Source organism: Pedobacter agri, assembly GCF_032678665.1.
Lineage (GTDB): Bacteria > Bacteroidota > Bacteroidia > Sphingobacteriales > Sphingobacteriaceae > Pedobacter > Pedobacter agri_A.
In genome coordinates, this window is record NZ_JAVTSH010000001.1 from 517623 (window position 1) to 538550 (window position 20928).

13 protein-coding genes are annotated in these 20928 nt (G+C 38.7%); 10 read left to right on the forward strand and 3 right to left on the reverse strand.

The window, feature by feature from the left end; genetic code table 11:
• The first annotated feature begins 52 nt into the window (after nt 1-52).
• From R2Q70_RS02350 to sprA, 10 genes are all read left to right on the forward strand, one after another.
• Complete coding sequence (locus tag R2Q70_RS02350; RefSeq protein ID WP_316806068.1) at nt 53-1357, forward strand: murein hydrolase activator EnvC family protein; 1305 nt, start codon at nt 53-55, stop codon at nt 1355-1357.
• 79 nt (nt 1358-1436) lie between these two features.
• The gene (locus R2Q70_RS02355; RefSeq protein ID WP_316806069.1) at nt 1437-1766 is read left to right on the forward strand and encodes a twin-arginine translocase TatA/TatE family subunit; all 330 of its coding nucleotides are present in this window, start codon (nt 1437-1439) and stop codon (nt 1764-1766) included.
• An 11-nt stretch (nt 1767-1777) separates the two neighbouring features.
• On the forward strand, nt 1778-1978 hold the full coding sequence (locus R2Q70_RS02360) for a twin-arginine translocase TatA/TatE family subunit (protein WP_010600228.1): 201 nt from the start codon (nt 1778-1780) through the stop codon (nt 1976-1978).
• Between the two features lie 18 nt (nt 1979-1996).
• Nucleotides 1997-3418 carry an Asp-tRNA(Asn)/Glu-tRNA(Gln) amidotransferase subunit GatA gene (gene gatA, locus R2Q70_RS02365; RefSeq protein ID WP_316806070.1) on the forward strand — a complete coding sequence of 474 codons (1422 nt, stop codon included), beginning with the start codon at nt 1997-1999 and terminating at the stop codon, nt 3416-3418.
• Between the two features lie 46 nt (nt 3419-3464).
• Nucleotides 3465-4868: a lytic transglycosylase domain-containing protein gene (locus R2Q70_RS02370; protein ID WP_316806071.1), complete on the forward strand. Its 1404-nt coding sequence runs from the start codon at nt 3465-3467 to the stop codon at nt 4866-4868.
• A gap of 146 nt (nt 4869-5014) precedes the next feature.
• A complete protein-coding gene (locus R2Q70_RS02375; RefSeq protein WP_316806072.1) occupies nt 5015-5326 on the forward strand; it encodes a hypothetical protein in 312 nt (103 codons plus the stop codon).
• A 218-nt stretch (nt 5327-5544) separates the two neighbouring features.
• Nucleotides 5545-8073: a phosphocholine-specific phospholipase C gene (locus R2Q70_RS02380; RefSeq protein ID WP_316806073.1), complete on the forward strand. Its 2529-nt coding sequence runs from the start codon at nt 5545-5547 to the stop codon at nt 8071-8073.
• Between the two features lie 319 nt (nt 8074-8392).
• Complete coding sequence (locus tag R2Q70_RS02385; RefSeq protein ID WP_316806074.1) at nt 8393-10714, forward strand: NADP-dependent malic enzyme; 2322 nt, start codon at nt 8393-8395, stop codon at nt 10712-10714.
• A gap of 51 nt (nt 10715-10765) precedes the next feature.
• Nucleotides 10766-11350 carry a Holliday junction branch migration protein RuvA gene (gene ruvA / locus R2Q70_RS02390; protein ID WP_010600233.1) on the forward strand — a complete coding sequence of 195 codons (585 nt, stop codon included), beginning with the start codon at nt 10766-10768 and terminating at the stop codon, nt 11348-11350.
• A 12-nt stretch (nt 11351-11362) separates the two neighbouring features.
• Entirely contained in the window at nt 11363-18547 is a 7185-nt protein-coding gene (gene sprA, locus R2Q70_RS02395) for a cell surface protein SprA (protein ID WP_316806075.1), read from the forward strand.
• A gap of 472 nt (nt 18548-19019) precedes the next feature.
• Here sprA and R2Q70_RS02400 read toward each other — a convergent pair whose 3' ends face one another.
• The 3 genes from R2Q70_RS02400 to R2Q70_RS02410 form a co-directional block, all read right to left on the reverse strand.
• Nucleotides 19020-19475, reverse strand: coding sequence for a hypothetical protein (locus tag R2Q70_RS02400; RefSeq protein WP_316806076.1), 456 nt, complete (start codon nt 19473-19475; stop codon nt 19020-19022).
• Nucleotides 19476-19479: 4 nt separating this feature from the next.
• Complete coding sequence (locus tag R2Q70_RS02405) at nt 19480-19797, reverse strand: hypothetical protein (protein ID WP_316806077.1); 318 nt, start codon at nt 19795-19797, stop codon at nt 19480-19482.
• Between the two features lie 93 nt (nt 19798-19890).
• Complete coding sequence (locus R2Q70_RS02410; protein ID WP_316806078.1) at nt 19891-20403, reverse strand: hypothetical protein; 513 nt, start codon at nt 20401-20403, stop codon at nt 19891-19893.
• Nucleotides 20404-20928: the final 525 nt, after the last annotated feature.

A 20928-nucleotide genomic window follows, 5' to 3' on the forward strand; every position in this document is an offset into this window, starting at 1 on the left:
AGTATCTCAATTTTAATATTTTTTCCTGTAAAATTTTTATACTTTTGGCTCAATGAAGCTACATAAACTCGTATTCATCCTGTTTTTAAGCGTTTTTGCGTTTTCTGCCATAGCGCAAACTGAAAGTCAATTAAGAAGAAAAAAAGAAGCTATCCAACGTGAAATTGAGCAGCTTCAAAAGAATTTGAATAAAGCGGCAAGTGGTAAGAAGTTAACTTTGCAGCAAATCAACACCATTAATGCCCAAATTCGCCTACGTCAGGAAAAAATCGGAACCATCAACTCTGAAATTAAAAATCTTGATAATCAAATCTCTCAGAACACGAATACCGTACATACATTACAAGGCCAGTTAGGCGAACTTAAAAAGGAATACGCAGGCATGATCCGCTTTGCGCAAAGAAACAGAAACTCATATGATAAAATGATGTTTGTTTTTGCTTCGAGAGATTTTAATCAGGCCTACAAACGGATTAAGTATTTACAGCAATTTAGCCAATATCGTAAAAAGCAGGCGGGTTACATTGAAAACACCCAGCAAGATCTGAACGGAAAAATTAAGGTTTTGGATAAAACCCTTCGTGAAAAAAGTGAGCTTTTAAAAGAGCAGGAAAAAGAAAGAGAACGTTTAGGTAAAGATAAAAATCAGCAATCTGCTGTTCTGGGCAAACTCAGTAAGCAGGAAAAACAGTTTGCACAAGATATTGCTTCGAGAAGAAGGCAACAGAAACAAATTGATGCCGCCATTAGTGCAGCAATCCAAAGAGCAATTGAAGCGGCTAAAAGAAAAGCAGCAGAAGAAGCAAGGATAGCCGCCGCGAAGCGTGCGGCTGAAGAAAAAGCAGCTGCCGAAAGAGCTAAGGCGGAGAACAGACCTGCTCCAACTGCGACTAAGGCGCCCGTAGTTAAAGAGAAAACTTCGAGTGAAGCATTAAATGCAACACCAGAAGCTGCCCGTTTATCGGCCGGTTTTGAGGGAAATAGAGGCAGATTGCCGTGGCCTGTTGCCACAGGAACTGTAACAGAGCGATTTGGGCTCCATAAAGTAGATCAGGCCACTTATACCAATGATGGAATAGACATTACAACGGCTGAAGGTTCTGCTGTACGAGCGGTTTTTTCAGGCAGCGTTACAATGGTTCAAAATATTATGGGTCGTACCTTTGTGGTTATTAAACACGGTGAGTATTTCACAGTTTATCAAAATTTAAGATCGGTAAACGTAAGTGTTGGAAACTCAGTAGACACTAAGCAAGTGATTGGAGTTGTAGCCAATACCGGTGATGATGCAATTTTGAAATTCCAAATAAGAAGAGGAAATGCAGTTTTAAATCCTGAAGCCTGGATTAGTAAATAAAACAGACAGTTATAAATTGTTTATATTTGTATAAAATAGATTAGTGATGTATCAAGGCACGTTATTAGAATTTTTAAACATGGGTGGATCAGAGATCGTACTCATTTTAGTGGTGGTTCTTTTGTTATTTGGAGGTAAAAAATTACCTGAATTAGCAAGAGGCTTAGGAAAGGGAATCAGAGAATTTAAAGATGCATCTGATGGTGTGAAGCGTGAAATCCATAGAAACATCAATGCGATGGATTTAGACAAAGAAGAAGCAGAAGAGACTGTTGCAAACAATAACAATCAACGCCACCACCCAACCGAAGAAACACCGGTTGATGAAAAAGTGGGGCCGAATTTGAGCAAACCTCATCCCTCAGTTAATCCCATTGATGAAACAGTAACTGACAATCAAAAAGTTTAAACAACAAAGTTATGTTAAATACAACAATAGCAGCAATGCTTGGAACACCAGAAATTATCATTATCGCTGTAGTGGTTTTGTTATTGTTTGGTGGTAAAAAAATTCCTGAACTAATGAGAGGATTAGGAAAAGGTGTTAAAGAATTTAAAGATGGTAAAGATGGTGTTGATGGCGATCAGGTTGATCCTTCGAACCGCGATAAAACCATTTAATTTCAATAATTTTTAGTTTTGAAGAAATACAGCTCTCTCAAAGAGATACAAACGCTCATTTCGCAAAAGCAACTAACTTTAACCGATTTATTGGCTTATTATTTTAAGCAAATTAAAGAAAATGAACACCTCAATGCATTCAACGAGGTGTTTTTTTATTCGGCAGAAGCTCAGGCTAAAGCGGTACAGCAAAAGATAGAAAATGGTACAGCAGGGAAACTTGCTGGGATGGTTATTGGTATTAAAGATAACATCTGTTACAAAGACCATGTTGTTACAGCATCATCAAAAATGCTTGATGGTTTTGTTTCGCCTTATTCTTCAACTGTTGTGCAAAGGTTATTGCAGGAAGATGCGGTCATTATCGGCCGCTTAAACTGCGATGAATTTGCCATGGGTGGCTCAAATGAGACTTCATATTTCGGCGCTGCAAAAAATGCAGCCAATCCTGAATTGGTTCCCGGCGGTTCTTCAGGTGGATCGGCTGTAGCAGTTCAGGCAGATATGTGTTTAGCTGCTTTGGGTACTGATACCGGTGGTTCGGTAAGGCAGCCAGCTGCATTTTGTGGCCAGATTGGTTTGAAACCCACTTACGGCCGCGTTTCAAGGTACGGTGTTATTGCTTATGCTTCTTCATTTGATCAGGTCGGTCCGATTACATCATCTGTTGACGATGCCGCACTACTTTTACAGGTTTTAGCTGGCGCTGATGAAAACGATTCAACTGTTTCACCATTAGCCGTTCCAGACTATCCATCGCTTCTTGAAAAAACGGAAAAACAGAAAATTGCCGTTTTAAAAGAAACAATCGAAAACGATGCGCTCGATCCGGAAATTAAAGCTGCTATATTAAAATCAATTGAAGATTTAAAAGCCAATGGCCATACTGTTGAGTATGTTTCTTTTGATCTTTTAGATTACCTCGTTCCTGCCTATTATATTTTAACCACAGCAGAAGCTTCATCAAATCTTTCGCGTTATGACGGTGTACACTACGGGCACCGCAACACCGAGGCAAAATCATTAACAGCGCTTTACAAATTATCACGTGCTGAAGGCTTTGGCGAAGAGGTAAAACGTAGAATTTTGCTTGGAACATTTGTGCTTAGTGCTGGTTATTACGATGCCTACTATCAAAAAGCACAGCAAGTGCGTAGGTTGATCAGAGAAAAAATGGATAGCCTGTTTATAGATTACGATTTGGTTTTATCTCCGGTTTCACCAACTCCTGCATTCAAAATTGGCGACCATGTGCAAGATGCTTTAGTGATGTATATGGCCGATATTTTTACCGTATTGCCTTCATTAAGCGGCAATCCGGCGATTGCATTACCGTTAGGCAATAATTCGGAAGGTTTACCGTTAAGTATTCAATTTACAGCCAAACATTTTGAGGAAGATAAGCTTCTGGCTTTTTCTCAAGCATTTTTATTAAGCTAGTCCGGAGTCCAAAGTCTGGGATCCGAAATCATCATTGAAATAGCCCATGATTAAAAAACTACTTTTTACCTCTATTTGTGCTTTTCTCGTTCATGTTTCCTTTTCCAATGCACAACAAATCTTAAAATTAGATAGTCTTGCTAAAAAGCAAAACAATATTTTTATCAATACGGATACGGTAGCTGTTCCCTTAATTTATGAAAACCCATTGCTAATGGGTCAAAATTATATTTACAAGCTAAGGTTGGATTCTATCGTGAAAACGGTTCCTTTGCCATACAACGAATATGTGCAGCAGTACATTGATATCTATGCCAAACGAAAAGACATGTTTGGCAAAATGATGGGGCTTTCCAGTTACTATTTTCCTATTTTTGAAAAAGCATTAAAAGATTTTGAGATTCCGCAGGAAATAAAATATTTAACTATTGTAGAATCACAGATGAATCCTCACGCCATCTCACGGGTGGGTGCTACGGGTATCTGGCAGTTCATGTTTGGCACCGGTAAGGCTTACGGCTTAAAGATGGATAATTTTGTTGATGAACGTAAAGATCCCATCCAGGCAAGTTACGCTGCGGCACAATATTTCAGAGATGCTTACGAAGAACTTGGCGATTGGCTTTTGGCTATTGCTGCATATAATTGCGGTAAAGGAAATGTAACCAGGGCCATGATCAAAGCAAATTCCAGAGATTTCTGGGAGATCAGACAGTTTTTACCAAAAGAAACACGGAATTATGTTCCGGCTTTTATTGCTGCGGTGTATGTGATGAATTATTCCAAACATCACCAGATTACGGCCCAGGCCTGTAATATGTTTCTAAAAACCGATACCGTTCAAACCAGCCGTTTTGTTTCTTTAACCAGTTTGGCTCAGGCCTTAAATGTTGATGAAACTGCACTTTTTGCGCTCAACCCTTCATACAAGAAAAAAATTGTAAACGGAACGGAAGATGAACCTAAGCGTATTGTAATGCCTAAACTCAAAGATATTGACTACGCTAATGTTTATGAGGTGTTGTACAATACTGATCTTGATGTGAGCATGCAGGTCATCCAGGCCAGCACCGATGATGTAAGGGATTTACGTAAAAAGGCGGTGAAACCTTTTTCATCAAATACGGTAGTTTATCATAAAGTCACCTCCGGTCAAAACCTGACTGCGGTAGCCAACAAATATGGCGTAGAGGTGCAGGATTTGCGTGTTTGGAATGGACTAAAAAGCAAAACCATTGTTCCCGGACAAAAATTAAAAGTTTTTGCAAAAAACCGAGTTCCGTTAAAGGCTCCTGCTTCTTTTTTAAGTTACAGAGTTAAAACCGGAGATACCCTGTCAGAAATTGCCGAGAAATTTAACGGCGCAACAGTGCAGAGCATTAAACGTGATAACAAACTAAGCAAAGCTGGCTTACAGGCTGGAATGGTTTTGAAGATTAGCAAGGGTTGATAATATTAGGATGGTATATTTGTTATTATTGAATTAATTGCCATATTTAGCAATTTTACGACTGGCATAAATTTAATATTGGCTTAGATCCTCACAATGGGAATCTGATAAACCATTGAGATTTATATGCGTTTTAATTTTAGCGTATGTTTTATAAAAGATTACTGTTAATAGTCCCATTTATCTTTGGAATATATTTGGTTATTTTTTTAATTCTTACTCATCAAAATAATAAAAATTTGACCAGTGTAAATTTTGATGGTGAAATTGAAAAAATTGAATATAGCGACAAGAGTATTGCAACAGTTTGTATCAAAGGCCAAAATTATACCTTAACATATTTACCAAATTTCCGTAAGCAAGTAAGAGTTGGATATTACATTAGGAAAAGAGCTAATGATAATAAAATCGTTGTCACAAATATTATTACTCGTGAAATATATAAATACGAATTATAACTGAATATATACTTGATTTATGGCATCTCTGTAGAGAGTGATAACAAACTAAGCAAAGCCGGCTTACAGGCTGGAATGGTCCTTAAAATCAGCAAGGGCTAAAGATTAGCACGCTGCATTTTTCTGTAACATTATCATCGATTTACATACAATTAACTTTCGCTTCATTTAAATAATGTTAAAATAACTTTAATTTGCTTTAAATTATTTTAACAAACATGGATACCAGAAGAGAATTTCTCCGTAAATCTTTACTGCTTTCAGGCGCAACAGGGTTGGTAACTGTAATGCCTTCTTCAATTCAAAAAGCTTTTGCTATCGATCCTGCTCCAGGTAGCACGTTCCTTGATGCAGAGCATGTAGTTATTTTGATGCAAGAGAACCGATCTTTCGACCATACCTTTGGTAGTTTACAGGGCGTTCGCGGATTTAATGATCCAAGAGCGGTTAGCCTGCCCGATCAAAAGCCTGTTTGGTTTCAAACTGATGCCACTGGAAAAACCTATGCGCCATTTCGTTTAAATATAAAAGATACAAAAGTAACCTGGATGGGCTCATTGCCACATTCAAGGGCCAGTCAGGTTGATGCCTATAACCAGGGCAAATACAATCAATGGCTCATCGCCAAAAAATCGGGTAATAAAAGTTACGCCCACATGCCGCTAACATTAGGTCATTATGTACGCGAAGATTTGCCTTTCAACTATGCGCTGGCCGATGCTTTTACCGTTTGCGATCAGAACTTTTGTTCGGGCATGACCAGTACTACACCGAACAGGTCTTTCTTCTGGACGGGAAAAATTACCCACGAGGAAAATGGAATTTTAAAAGCCAATATCAGAAATGATGATTTTGCTTACGGAAAACACGTTTGGAAAACCTTCCCGGAGTTACTGGAAGAAAATAAGATTGCCTGGAAGTTTTATCAAAATGAAACGAGTTGCGGTGGTGGTTTCAAAGGCGAAGAAAGGGCATGGCTGGCCAATTTTGGTTGCAACTTGTTAGAGTTTTTCAAAGCCTATAATGTTAAGTTTAAAGATAAATACGTAGAAAACCTTCAAAAGCTGGTTGATGCTTTACCGGGAGAGGTTAATAAACTGCAAGAAGAAAGTCCTTCGAGCGATGCTGCGGCGAAAAAAATCCAGAACGACCTTAAGAACAAAATGAAGGCGCTGGATGATGCAACCGCTGATTTGGAAAAGTGGAATGAAAAAAACTTCGCCAAATTAACTGATGAGCAAAAAAGCTTGTTTTACCGTGCTTTTGTAGTGAATAAAAATGACCCGGATTACAGAAGTGTTTCTTCAATAAAATATAATGATAACGGCAAAGAAAGAGAAGTTACCATTCCGAAGGGTGATGTATTGCACCAGTTCAGGGCCGATGTAAATACTGGAAAATTGCCTACGGTTTCCTGGTTGGCTGGTCCTCAAAATTTTTCTGATCATCCGAGTGCGCCATGGTACGGTGCATGGCTGGTTTCGGAGGTGATGGATATTTTAACCAAAAACCCTGAAGTGTGGAAGAAAACCATTTTTATTGTTACTTACGATGAAAATGATGGCTACTATGACCACGTTGTGCCGTTTTCAATTCCTGATAACAATAAACCCGAAACCGGGAAGGTTTCTAAAGGGATTGAAACCGAAGTGGAGCATGTGCGTTTGGCCAATGAGTTAAAGCAGGGCGTACCAGAGAAAGGCGCAAGAGAAGCGCCAATTGGTTTAGGTTTCAGGGTTCCTATGCTCATTGCTTCGCCATGGAGCCGTGGAGGAAAAGTGAATTCACAGGTTTTTGATCATACCTCTACCCTCCAGTTTCTGGAAGAATTTATAAACCGCAAATACAATAAAAATATCCGCCTGGAAAACATTAGCGAATGGAGAAGAACCATTTGCGGTAATTTAACTTCTGCCTTTACGCCATTTGATTCGGCAGCAGAGAAGTTACCATTTTTGCAGCGTAATGCTTTTGTAGAAACCATTTTCAATGCGAAATTTAAGGAAGCGCCCGTAACATCAAGGGCTTTATCTGATGATGAAATAAAAAAAATCGCCAAAACATCCAACTATGCTTCAGTGATGTCGCAACAGGAAAAAGGCATTCGCAAAGCTTGTGCATTACCTTATCAGCTTGCGAGCGAGGGAATGTTGCAAAACGATAAAAAGCACTTCGAAATCAAAATGTCTGCTCAAACCGGTTTGTTTGGAAAATCTTCGGCAGGTGCGCCTTTTACGGTCTATGCTCCGGCAAAATTTAAAGATGAAAAGCTTGAGGAAATTTGCAGAAACTGGTCGTTCGCAGTAAAAGCGGACGATGAACTTACCTACAGTTGGCCACTTCAATCTTTTGAGGATGGGAAATACCACCTTCGCTTAAACGGACCAAATGGTTTTTACCGGGAGTTTATGGGTACAGCAAACGATCCGCTTTTAGACATTTCAACAGAACATGAGTTCAATCGCTTAACGAAAGCACCTACAGGAAATATCAAGGTTTTGATTAAGAATACTGGCAACAACACGATAAACATTCAATTGAACGATTTGGCATACAAAGCAAGTGCTGTCCAGAAAAATATAGCCGCTAATAGCGAAGCAGCGATTATTTTAAATTTAAAACCGAGTTTCGGCTGGTACGATTTCGAAATTACCACTGCCAAAAATAGTTTGTTTGCGCAAAGGTTTGCTGGCAGAATGGAAACAGGAAAAGAAACTTATACCGACCCACAAATGGGAGGCGTATAGGGGACTTGATCCTGCGTTTTGCAAGTTTATGGCAATAACCTTTGTTAATAAACCTTATTGCAGCGATATCCTTTTTGTTGCAGCCACATTGGAGTGTGCTGAAAAAATGAACAAAAAGATTAAGCGGAAAGAAGGACGAACAATTATTGCTTGTATTGCCTTTGCTTTACTGATTATTTGAACGACTCATTATTATACCTTATTTCTGCTCAAACATACTGATGTAAAAGGCATTGGGAATTAGATATTTTGCTTGGATATTTGTTTTTCTGCCTAATAAAAGAATTGTACCTTTGCGGCGTCACTAATAAGTTACTTAATGAGTAATACGAATAGAAAGCAAGATGCGTTGGATTACCACTCACAGGGTCGTCCGGGAAAAATACAAGTAGTACCTACAAAACCTACAACATCGCAAAGGGATTTAACTCTAGCATACTCACCTGGAGTTGCGGAGCCCTGTTTAAAAATAGCAAACAACACGGAAGATGTTTACAAATATACGGCTAAGGGCAACCTGGTAGCGGTAATTAGTAACGGAACAGCCGTTTTAGGATTGGGCAACATTGGTCCGGAAGCCGGGAAACCGGTAATGGAAGGTAAAGGCCTGTTGTTCAAAATATTCTCTGATATTGATGTGTTCGATTTAGAACTGGATACACAAAATGTAGATGATTTCGTGAAAATTGTAAAGGCTTTGGAGCCTACTTTCGGGGGAATTAACCTGGAAGATATTAAAGCACCTGAGTGTTTCGAAATTGAAAGAAGGCTGAAACAGGAGATGAAAATTCCTGTAATGCATGATGACCAGCATGGTACAGCGATTATCTCTGGTGCGGCATTGTTAAATGCCATCGAAATACAGAAGAAAAAAATCGATAAAATTAAAGTGGTAGTGAGCGGTGCAGGTGCCGCTGCGGTTTCTTGTTCTAAAATGTACCTTTCATTAGGCGTGAAGAAAGAGAACCTGGTTATGTTCGACATTAACGGGCTTATCGACATCCATCGTACGGATTTGGATGAGATTAGGATGGGTTTTGCAACCACCCGTAAAGATATCGGCAACATTGGTGAAGCCATGAAAGATGCAGATGTTTTCATCGGTTTATCGGCAGCTAATGTAATTACGCCTGAAATGCTTCTAGGCATGGCGAAAAACCCGATTGTGTTTGCCATGGCTAATCCGAATCCGGAAATTGCCTATGATTTAGCCATTAAAACCCGTAAGGATATTATTATGGCTACCGGCCGTTCTGATTATCCGAACCAGGTAAATAATGTATTAGGTTTCCCATATATTTTCCGCGGTGCGCTTGATGTTCGTGCAACAAGCATTAACGAGCCAATGAAAATTGCAGCGGTGAAAGCCATTGCAGAACTGGCAAAAAAATCGGTTCCAGAGGCTGTGAACTTAGCTTACAATGCCCGCAACCTTAAATTTGGTAAAGATTACATTATTCCGAAACCAGTAGATTTCAGGTTAATTACCGAGGTATCTACCGCGGTGGCTAAAGCCGCCATTGAAAGTGGTGTTGCCCGAAAAATCATTACCGATTGGGATGCTTACACTGAAGAATTAAGAAAACGTTTAGGCCTGGATGATGCAATTATGCGTTCCATTACCACCAAAGCGAAGTCAGATCCTAAACGTGTGGTGTTTGCAGAGGCTGATAATTACAAAATCTTAAAAGCGGCACAAATTGTTCGTGAAGAAAATATTGCCATTCCGATTTTACTCGGTAACCGTGAAAAAATCCAGGCAATTATTGATGAGCATGCATTGGAGCTGGAAGGTGTAGAAATTATCGACCAGATGCAAAATCCGGCGAAAACCAAACAATATGCTGATGCACTTTACCAAAAGCGCCAGCGTAAAGGAATCTCCATGAACGATGCCACCAAACTATTGAGAGACCGTAACTACTACGGTGCATCGATGGTTGAATTTGGCGAAGCCGATGCGATGATTTCTGGTTTAACCAAAGATTATGGCTCTACCATTAAACCTGCTTTACGTGTAATCGGGGTTGACCCAAGTGTTAAGCGTGTGGCCGGAATGTACATGATGATGACCAAAAAAGGTCCGGTTTTCTTTGGAGATACCACGGTAAATGTTGACCCAACGGCTGAGGAGCTGGTTGATATCACTTTATTGTTGGATAAATCAGTGAAGCAGTTTAACATTAAACCTCGCATTGCTTTATTATCGTATTCGAACTTTGGTTCAAACGATGGCGTTACGCCAAACAAAGTGAGAGAAACGGTTAAAATACTTCATAAAAACCATCCGGAAGTAATTGTTGATGGTGAAATGCAAGGAAACTTTGCCATCAATAATGAATTACTGAAAGACAATTTCCCGTTCAGCAGATTAGCTAACGAACCTGCAAATACATTGGTTTTCCCCAATCTGGAATCTGGGAACATCGCTTACAAATTGTTACAGGAACTTGGTGGCGCAGAAGCGGTTGGCCCGATTTTATTAGGATTGAATAAACCTGTTCATATTGTTCAATTAGGAAGTTCGGTACGGGAAATCGTAAATATGGTTACTATTGCAGTTGTAGATGTTCAGGCCAAAGAAGAAATTGCAGGAACATCAAAACGAAAAGGTATATTTACAAAAACAAACAAGAAATAAATCATCAGGATTTATTTCCAATCTAAATTCGTCACGTAAAAATTATTAGTAATGTACGCCTATATCGATGGTAAACTAACATTCAAAAACCCTGCATATGTAGTGGTTGAAGCCGGCGGTATAGGCTATCATATAAACATCTCTTTAAATACTTACAGCGCTTTAGGCGATGCAGAAAGGTGTAAATTATATACCTGGCTGCATGTTAAAGAAGATGCACACACATTATACGGCTTCGCCGATGAGGGCGAACGCCGTTTATTTCTACACTTGATATCGGTATCAGGAATTGGACCAAACACCGGAAGAATGATTTTATCATCTATTACACCTGTTGAAATCCAAACCGCAATTGTTAAAGCAGATTTACCTCTTATTCAACGCATTAAGGGCTTGGGTGCCAAAACCGCCCAGCGTTTAGTTTTAGAGTTACAGGATAAATTAAAAAAAGAAGGCGCAGATTCATTAATTTCTATGCCTCAACACAATACAGTTAAAGATGAAGCGTTATCTGCATTGGTAATGCTCGGATTTGCCAAACAAACCGCCGAAAAAACTATTGATCAGATTTTAAAAGGAACAGAAGGAACGCTTTCGGTAGAGCAACTAATTAAACAAGCTTTAAAAAATTTATAGATCTTACGGCCTTTGAAGAGAATTTCTACACTCCTATTTCTCATCCTCCCTTTCTTATTTGCTAAAAAAAACGCCTTCTCTCAAGTTGTTCCGAGCAAAGCAGATACTGCTACGCTTAAAAATAATTTCAGCTTACGTGAAAAACAAACCTTGGGTTTGGGCGCATCAACCAATCCTTTTTACCCCTTGCCCTCCAATGTGAAAAGATTGGTGGAGTATGATGCGAAAAACAAGCGCTATATTGTTAAAGAACTTATTGGCGATAGGTACGTAACGCAACCACAATACTTAACCATTGATGAGTATTCTCGTTTGGTTAACAGCGAAATTAAAAGAGATAACTGGAGAAGTATTTCAAATGCTGAGGTAAGTGATTATAGAAATACAGGTATTATTCCTAAAATCCAGGTTAACAGCAAGGCTTTCGAAAAACTTTTTGGCGGCACCACCATTGATATTCAGCCACGTGGAGAAGCAGAACTGACGTTTTTGGGTCGAGTGAATAAAAATGAAAATCCACTTTTTAACGAACGTCAACGTGTTCAAACCAACTTCGATTTCAACCAGCGGATCCAGATGGATTTGGTTGGAAACATCGGCACGAAATTAAAAATCAAGAGCAACTACAATACCGAAGCTCAGTTCGATTTTGAGAATCAGATTAAGCTGGATTATACCGGAGGGCCGGATGATATCATCAAAAAAATTGAGGCGGGTAACGTAAGTTTGCCATTAAATACTTCTCTCATTACTGGTACACAGGCACTATTTGGTCTTAAAACCCAGCTACAGTTTGGCAAGTTGAATGTAACGAGTGTGTATACGCAACAAAAATCAGAATCGCGTGAGCTTAGGATTACCAATGGTGCACAACAAAATGAATTCAGGGTAAGTGCAGACAGTTACGAAGCCAACAAACACTACTTTTTGGCGCAATATTTCCGCAACAATTACAACAAACATTTGGCAAATGCGCCAATTATTACCTCTCCTATTCAAATTACCAAAATTGAGGTATGGATTACCAATAAGGCCGGAACCACTACCGATTCGCGTGATGTACTTGGTTTTCTAAACCTTGGAGAAAATCAGCCATTTAACCCTGGTCCAATAACTGGTGGAGGCTCTGCATTACCTGCAGGAACAACTGCTACCGGTTTTCCGCAGCAATCGAACTCTTTATTGGCGAACTTACCTGCTGATGCGAGATTCACCAATTCAAATGCTATTATTCCCTTTTTTCAGGCCAATGGAGGAACCGACCAATACGCAAAACTAACCTATGCCAGAAAATTAACGGAAAGAGAATTTACTTTCCAGCCGCAGCTGGGTTACATCTCGTTAAACAATCCTTTAAATGCTGATGAGGTTTTAGCAGTAGCTTACCGTTACACCTATAATGGAGTAGAATATCAGGTTGGAGAATTTTCTACCGATGTAACTTTCGATGCGGCTAACCCAAAAGTTCTTTATGCCAAATTATTAAAGAACGAAACCATGAAAATCAATTTGCCTACCTGGGATTTGATGATGAAAAACATCTATTCTATTGGCGGATATCAAATCAGTCCTTTAAATTTCAAACTTGATATCTTTAGAATTGATAACGAAACCGGTGTAGAGAAGCCCATCATGACGGAAGGACAAAACACCGCAAATAAGCAGTGGATTGCCCTGACAGAATTTGATAGGTTAAATCAGCAAAATGAAAAAAAACCAGACGGAATATTTGATTTCGTGGCGGCAAATAACGCCTTTGGGTCTTATTTTTCTTCGAGTAGCCAAAACCTAAACAGTCCTTTTGGCTCAAACTTATCAAGTACTGGTTTGGCATCGCTTACCAATAATACCAACACGGGCTACATTACCATCGATCCTGCGAATGGCCGGATTATTTTCCCCATAATTGAACCTTTTGGAAACGATTTGGCAGCGAAATTTTTGCCTAGCGAACAGGCCTTAATTGATAAATATACTTTTACTGCACTTTACGATTCTACCCAAACCATCGCAAAGCAACTGTTTCAAAATCAAAACCGATACATTATTAAAGGTAATTATCAGTCAGAAATATCTTCAGAGTTTAGCTTAAACGCCATTAACGTACCTGAAGGTTCGGTAAAGGTTTTTGCCGGTACCATGCCTTTAACCGAAGGTGTTGATTTTACGGTAGATTATCAGGGCGGAAGGGTGAGTATCATCAATCAGGCACTACTTACCTCTGGTCAGCCGATTAGAATTACCACTGAAAATAACGAGTTATTTGGCCTACAGCAACGATCGCTGTTTGGAACACGGTTGGATTACCGCGTAAATAATAAGTTAAATTTGGGCGGAACCATTATGAACCTCACCGAGAAACCGCTTACGCAAAAGGTAAACCTTGGTGAAGAACCAATTTCTAATACAATATGGGGAGCAGACATCAATTATAGTTCACCATCCCGGTTTTTAACCAAACTGGTTGATAAACTTCCTTTCATTTCCACTAAAGCGCCATCGAGCGTTACTTTTTATGGAGAGTATGCGCAGCTTATTCCAGGGCATCCGCGGGCATTAAATTTTGCCGGAAGCAGAAGTGGTGTAAGTTACCTGGATGATTTCGAGGCTTCAAGATCAATTATCGATTTAAAAAGTGCGATTTCATGGCAACTTTCAGGAACTCCGCAGGATTTTCCTGAATCGCAGCTGGTAGATAATTTAGCCTACGGATATAACCGGGCAAGGATCGCATTTTACAACATCGACCCTACTTTTTACAATTCGGCAGCATCTACCACGCCTGCAAATATCAGAAATAACAGAAATGAACTTTCTAATCACTACGTGAGGGAAGTAATTGAACAGGAAGTTTTCCCGTTTAAAGAAACGGCTACTGGCCAGGCTTTAAATATTACCACGTTGGATGTGGCCTATTACCCAACCGTTCGTGGTCCATATAACTATGTTACTACCGGTTTCCAGCCTGATGGTAAATTCATCGCACCAAGAACCAAATGGGGTGGCTTTCAGCGTAAAATCGAAACGAATGATTTTGAAGCCTTAAACGTTGGCTTTATCGAATTCTGGGTGTTGGATCCATTTATCTACAACAAATCAAATACCGCTGGTGGAGATCTTTATTTCAACCTGGGTAACATTTCGGAGGATATTTTAAAAGATGGCAGAAAATCATTAGAAAATGGTTTGCCTGCGGGAGAAGATCCGTCTAAATATGATGAAACCAACTGGGGAAGAGTTCCTAAACTGCAACCGGTAATTCAAGCGTTTGATAACGATCCTGCTGCCCGTAGAGCACAGGATGTTGGTTTAGATGGTTTATCGGATGCGAATGAAAAAACAAAATTTGCTGCAGCCATTAACCAAATCAAAGCACAGTTAAATGGCACTGCTGCCGCTGCTATCGATGCCGATCCATCATCTGACAATTACGCATATTTCAGAGGACCTCAGCTCGATGCCATCAATGCAGGTATTTTAAAACGTTACGAAAGATATAACGGACCAGAAGGAAACTCCAAAACTTCACAACAATCGCAGGAAGAACTAGGGATTGAAAATTCAGCTTCGACAGCATTACCGGATGGAGAAGATATCAATCGCGATAACAACATGACGCAAAGCGACGAGTATTTCCAGTACAAAGTTTCGATGCGCCAAAATGATTTGGTTGTGGGGCAAAACTTCGTTACGGATAAGGTTACCTCGCAAGTTAAATTGGCCAATGGCAATACGCAGGCAGCAACCTGGTATCAGTTCCGGGTGCCGATTTCTCAATATCAGAAGAAAGTGGGTAACATACAGGATTTTAAATCCATCCGTTTCTTCAGGCTTTTCATGACGAATTTCGCCGACACAACTATCTTACGTTTTGCCAAATTACAGTTGATCCGTGGCGAATGGCGAGAGTTTAATGCGAAAAACGAAGCTGATCAGGTGATTGTTGATCCTTCGTTGCCTGCACTAACGCCAGATAATTCTACGGTTCAGGTTTCAACAGTTAACATAGAAGAAAACGGTAAACGTTCTCCAATTCCTTACGTTACCCCTCCGGGAATCCTTCGCGAAAGAGATTACAGCAATTACCGTGGCGATACCAGGTTAAATGAGCAATCGCTTTCCGTAACGGTAAAAAGTTTACGCGATGGTTATGGTCGCTCGGCATTTAAAACTGCTTATAGCGATTTCAGATCATACAAACGTTTAGAAATGTTTGTTCATGCGGAAGCTGTAAATAACCAGTTATTAAATGATAGAGATGTTTCAGCTTTTTTAAGGATTGGTACGGATAATATCGATAACTACTACGAGTATGTAATGCCTTTAAAAATTACGCCGCCTGGAACAAGTGATCCGGATGCCATTTGGCCCGAAGCCAATAGAATGGATATCGATTTAACTTTGTTTCAGAATGCTAAACTTGCCCGTAACGTAGCCAAACAAGGCAATGGGCAGCCGTGGCCAATCAACGTTCCGTTTACCTACACGGATGGCGACAGAACCATTGTGGTAAAAGGTCAGCCAGATATGAGTAAGGTTAGGGTTTATATGCTGGGGGTTAAAAATCCACTTCGTGGATTAAACAATGCTGAAAGCGATGACGGCCTGGATAAAGATGCTTTAATTTGGTTTAACGAGTTAAGATTAACAGAATTTGATGAACGTGGAGGTTGGGCAGCAACAGCACGTTTGAACCTGAAATTAGCTGATTTTGCTGATGTAAATATTTCTGGTAGTAAATCTACGATTGGTTTTGGTACCATTGATTCAAAAGTAAGTGAGCGTAACCGGGCAGATAATGTTTTGCTTGATGTTTCTTCTGCGGTTGAATTAGGTAAGTTCCTGCCTCAGAAATCTGGGGTTAAAATTCCGATGTTCGTGAATTATTCAAAACAGGTTTCTACGCCACAGTTCAATCCGCGTACACCAGATATTGAACTTAAAAATGCGCTTGATCAATCTACCAGAGAGCAGAAAGATTCCATCTTAAACTTTGCTCAGGATTATACGATCCGTAGGGGAATTAACTTTACCAACGTACGTAAAGAGCGCACCAATAACAGCAAACCTGTTCGTTTATGGGATATTGAAAACTTTGCGGTGAGTTATGCTTTCACTGAATATAATCATCGCGATTTTATCAATCAAAGCAGTATTCAGAATACTTACAGGGGTTCATTACAGTATAGTTATTCTAAAGAAGCAAAAACGTATGCACCTTTTGAAAAAATTATCAAATCAAATACGTTAGCACTTTTAAAAGATTTCAATTTCAGTATTTTTCCAAGTGCCATTAATTTTAGAATTGATGTAGACCGATTGTACTCTGAAAACACGTTGCGGAATAATGATCCTAATAATACCATTCCAATTTATCAGAATGGCTTCGGCACAACATTTAACAAGAACTTCAGAATGAGTAGAATTTACGGTATCGCCTGGAATCTTACCCGCTCTTTACAACTTGATTTTAATGCAACTAATTATTCAATTATTGATGAGCCAGATGGCAGAATTGAAGGTTTAAAACGTGATACCGTTTGGCAAAATCTCAAACGTCTTGGCCGTACCACTGACTACAATCACAATTTAAATGTAACCTATAATTTGCCAATTGATAAAATCCCTGGCTTAAACTGGGTAGTTGTGAAAACGCGTTACGGAACCAATTTCAACTGGCAAACTGAACCACTATCTACATTATTAGATCCGAATATTAATTTAGGAAATACCATTCAGAACAGCAGAAATTTACAGATCAATCCTAGCTTAAACCTGGTTACACTATACAACAAATTTGGCTTTATCAGAAATGCAGGCAACAATGAAGACGGCTCAAAAGTTAAAAACTTCTTCATTAACCTGTTAACCAGTGTTAAAAATGTAAATGCGAATTATGTTCAAACCAAGGGTATATTTTTGCCGGGTTATTTGCCTACAACAAAATATTTCGGTATTGATAATGCTACCGGTGCACCGGGTTTAGGTTTCGCTTTTGGTAGCCAGCGAGACATTAGAGACATGGCTTTAAACAATGGCTGGCTCACTACCGATACTTTACAAAACCAACTTTATGTAAATACTTTAAGAGAAGATTTACAGTTTACCGGACAAATTGAACCATTTAAAGATCTAAGGATTACGCTAAGAGCCAATAAAGCGCAAACCCGAAACTTCTCTACCAACTTTAGGTATGAGGCAAGCGTAGGTTCATTTGAGAATTTGAGTGCAATTACTACCGGTGATTATAGCGTATCTTACATCGCTCTTGGAACAGCTTTCAAAGAGAAAAATTCAAGCATCATTTCTACTTTGTTCAATCAATTTATGGCCAACAGGATTATTGTTTCCAGAAGATTGGGTGCACAAAATCCAAATTCTGGCGGTCAAAATAGTGGCTATGCAGATGGTTATAGCAAAGAAAGTCAGGATGTAATTATTTCAGCATTCATGGCTGCATATACCGGTAAAGATGCGAGCAAAACTAAACTAAATGCATTTCCTCGTATTCCTTTGCCAAACTGGAGTTTAACGTATAACGGCTTAACAAGAATTCCTTTTATTGCCGATAAGTTTTCTTCTGTTGATATTCGTCATGGCTATCGTTCTGCCTATAACATCAACGGTTTTAATTCTTTGTTAAGGTACCAGGAAAGTAATGGCTTCTCGGTTAACCGCGATGTAAACAACAACTTCCTGCCCGAATATCAGTTTGCACAGGTAACCATCTCTGAATACTTCTCACCTTTAATTGGTGTAGATACCCGATTTAAAAATAACCTGAGTGCTACTTTTGAATTGAACAGATCAAGGTTATTGGGATTAAGCTTGGCAAATAGTCAGTTGGCACAGTTATCCGAGAACAATATGGTTTTAGGCTTAGGTTACAGAACAAATAAATTCCGTTTTCCATTTGGCTGGTTTAAAAGCCTGAAAATGGATAACAACATGGATTTCAAATTGGATGTAGCCATCCGTGATAATAAAACGGTAATTTACCGTGCCGATGTGACTGAAGCAGAAATTTCTTCAGGAGCGAAAAATATTACTTTAAGGCCAAGTGTTGATTATGTATTGAACCAGAAATTTAACATCAAGTTATTTTACGATTCGAACATTACCAAACCTTATACCTCGCAAACATTTAATACCGCATTTAGTAATTTTGGTTTTAGTTTGAGGTTTACATTAAATTAAAAACAGAGCGTAGAGAATGGAAGAATTACATTCAAACATTATAGCGGAATTGGCAAACTAATTTAAGACAAGTGAATTTTCCATCAGAAGGAAAATTGCGAGTATTTTCCTCCATTTGCTATTATTTATAAAATCTTTGAAAGCCTTTTAGACATAGTTTGTAAGGCTTTTTTATTTGCTTTGGGATTTTGGAGATTGTTGCTGTGCATTTCAAAGGCACCGTGGTGATGAACTGAAAGTTTATTGGTGACCGTTCAGGCGGTCGGAAATGCTGGAAACTTGAAAGACCGCTTAAGGACTCAACGGCTGGGGGATTGTCGAACCTTTGACCTGAAAATGATTTTGATACCTTTGTTCGCACATCGGTGCACGATCACAGGCTCCGGATACAAAAGCCGGGTGCAAGTATTGTATTTTTCATTACCGATTTTTCTGGTTCATTTTGAAAGCGATTTATTGGCTTTGGCTAACGCTAATTAGTATAGTAGATCTTTCCTCCCATTTGATCAGCCACTTCCTTCATTTTGGCAAACATTATGATGCCATTCTTACGATCGTAGTCCTTTCTTTTTGATTTATCCTGACACGTCATGCGTAATTTATTGTCCATGCACCATATTGTTATCGTGTATTTAGCTAAATCTGGCTTGCCCTCATTTATAGGGATTAGATTAGTTACGATTTGCTTAGGCCCCCTTTTATCCTTGATAAATTCTATCCCCAATCTTACCATCGCTTCTTTAACCAAACGATAGTTTTCAAATTTGGTAAAGTCGTTTTCGACTAACAGAATGCAAGCGTTCGCAAAAATAACTGTATCTCTCACTTTTGCGAAAGGGCCCTTAATCTTTTTGTATTGTAGCGTTTGATCTTGACCAAAACATAGGCTTGCCATGAAGCACAGTGACAAAGTGATAAAAGTTCTCATGGCGCTATTTATTAAATGGATACTCAGGGAATTCCCCGCCAAGTGATATAAATCTTGAGGACCAGATTTCATGTAACTCAGCATGTTTCTTTTTTGATTGGTCTTTTATCATCTCAGCCCAAACATATTCTTGTGCTGCATATAATATTTCTTGGTTTGACCTTTTCATCAGATAAGCCTTTTTGTAATCGCCATAAAGGTCCTTTTTGCTTGATACCAGAAGTTGCGTTTTTATCGCAGCCAAATTGCTGGAGATGTTAAATATGGCTACTAAAACAAAAATGCCTAATATACCTGATATTAGAAGTAATACGTGATCCATATTGAGAGATTGATTTTTTCAAACATAATGATTTAATCAATCATTTGTTAACGCCCTGATTAATTTATCCTCATATCAGCTGCGACAAATTATCTAATCTTCTTTGACTCTGTTCAATAATATAGCTGGCAAAAATGAAGTTCCTGGCAATTTATAATATGGAGTAGTTTCCCATTTAACTACGTTTTTAGAAATAAGGGTAATTTTCATATTAACAAAATTAGTTTTTGTTGTATCACCATCGATTTGGCTTTTGATAATATCATTGAATGTTCCGCTATAAACTGCACGATCTTTATTTTCAATAATGGTGATCGGATCAATGATAAATTTTGAAATGTCCTGACCACCGTAATTATATTGATTTATTTTGAAAAGCAATACATCTGTTTCAAAGTTTAATACTCCTGATTTAATCCTTTTTCTTTGTTTCGAAATGTTTACAGCAATTTTATTCCCATCAACAGTTGCAATCCAGTTCCCGACAAATTTTTTAATCGATGTATTTTGGAAATACTTTCCAGAATTCAACTCCTTAAAAGTTGTTTGTGCATTCAGAGAAAATGATGCTATCATTAAGCATGATAAAATAAATAGTTTTTTCATGGTTTCATTTTATTATATCATTCGTTAATGCAACTCGGGCCATGCTGCCTTGAGTTCGTTAAATCAGTATAAAAAGCAATATCACTATCTAAAGTATCAAATTTATAATTATCGATCGCATCGATTGTTATTTTCAATCCACCTTTAATATTAACAGCGTTATACTTGTAATAAGAGGAAATACAATAGCTGCTGCTCCGACTTTTAACCGTCGTTCCCATGAGCGTTTTTGTAGATTTAGCCTATAATTCTTGCTTTGCTGTCAAAGTCAGATATGCCTTTCACTATCAAGTGCCAACTGCTCCATCTGAAAAGGCAGATATCTGTACATAATCCATTGAAGTTAATTTTAGGTTGATAGCTAAATTATAAATCTATTCTTAGGTTAGCACAAATTTAGCGCTCATGTTTTTTTAACTTTCTTTCAAAACGTTAAAGATAAATTGACTAGTCCACTTTTTGGCACATCGTCATTTGTCATTTTAATTCACCATTGGGAATTTTGGTACAGTCTGTTTTTGGCTA

Coding starts and splice junctions, on each gene's coding strand:
- R2Q70_RS02405 (WP_316806077.1), bottom strand. CDS start 19,797: ATGGATCACGTATTACTTCTAATATCAGGTATATTAGGCATTTTTGTT.
- R2Q70_RS02370 (WP_316806071.1), top strand. CDS start 3,465: ATGATTAAAAAACTACTTTTTACCTCTATTTGTGCTTTTCTCGTTCAT.
- R2Q70_RS02380 (WP_316806073.1), top strand. CDS start 5,545: ATGGATACCAGAAGAGAATTTCTCCGTAAATCTTTACTGCTTTCAGGC.
- R2Q70_RS02355 (WP_316806069.1), top strand. CDS start 1,437: ATGGGTGGATCAGAGATCGTACTCATTTTAGTGGTGGTTCTTTTGTTA.
- R2Q70_RS02410 (WP_316806078.1), bottom strand. CDS start 20,403: ATGAAAAAACTATTTATTTTATCATGCTTAATGATAGCATCATTTTCT.
- R2Q70_RS02360 (WP_010600228.1), top strand. CDS start 1,778: ATGTTAAATACAACAATAGCAGCAATGCTTGGAACACCAGAAATTATC.
- ruvA (WP_010600233.1), top strand. CDS start 10,766: ATGTACGCCTATATCGATGGTAAACTAACATTCAAAAACCCTGCATAT.
- R2Q70_RS02385 (WP_316806074.1), top strand. CDS start 8,393: ATGAGTAATACGAATAGAAAGCAAGATGCGTTGGATTACCACTCACAG.
- R2Q70_RS02350 (WP_316806068.1), top strand. CDS start 53: ATGAAGCTACATAAACTCGTATTCATCCTGTTTTTAAGCGTTTTTGCG.
- R2Q70_RS02375 (WP_316806072.1), top strand. CDS start 5,015: ATGTTTTATAAAAGATTACTGTTAATAGTCCCATTTATCTTTGGAATA.
- R2Q70_RS02400 (WP_316806076.1), bottom strand. CDS start 19,475: ATGAGAACTTTTATCACTTTGTCACTGTGCTTCATGGCAAGCCTATGT.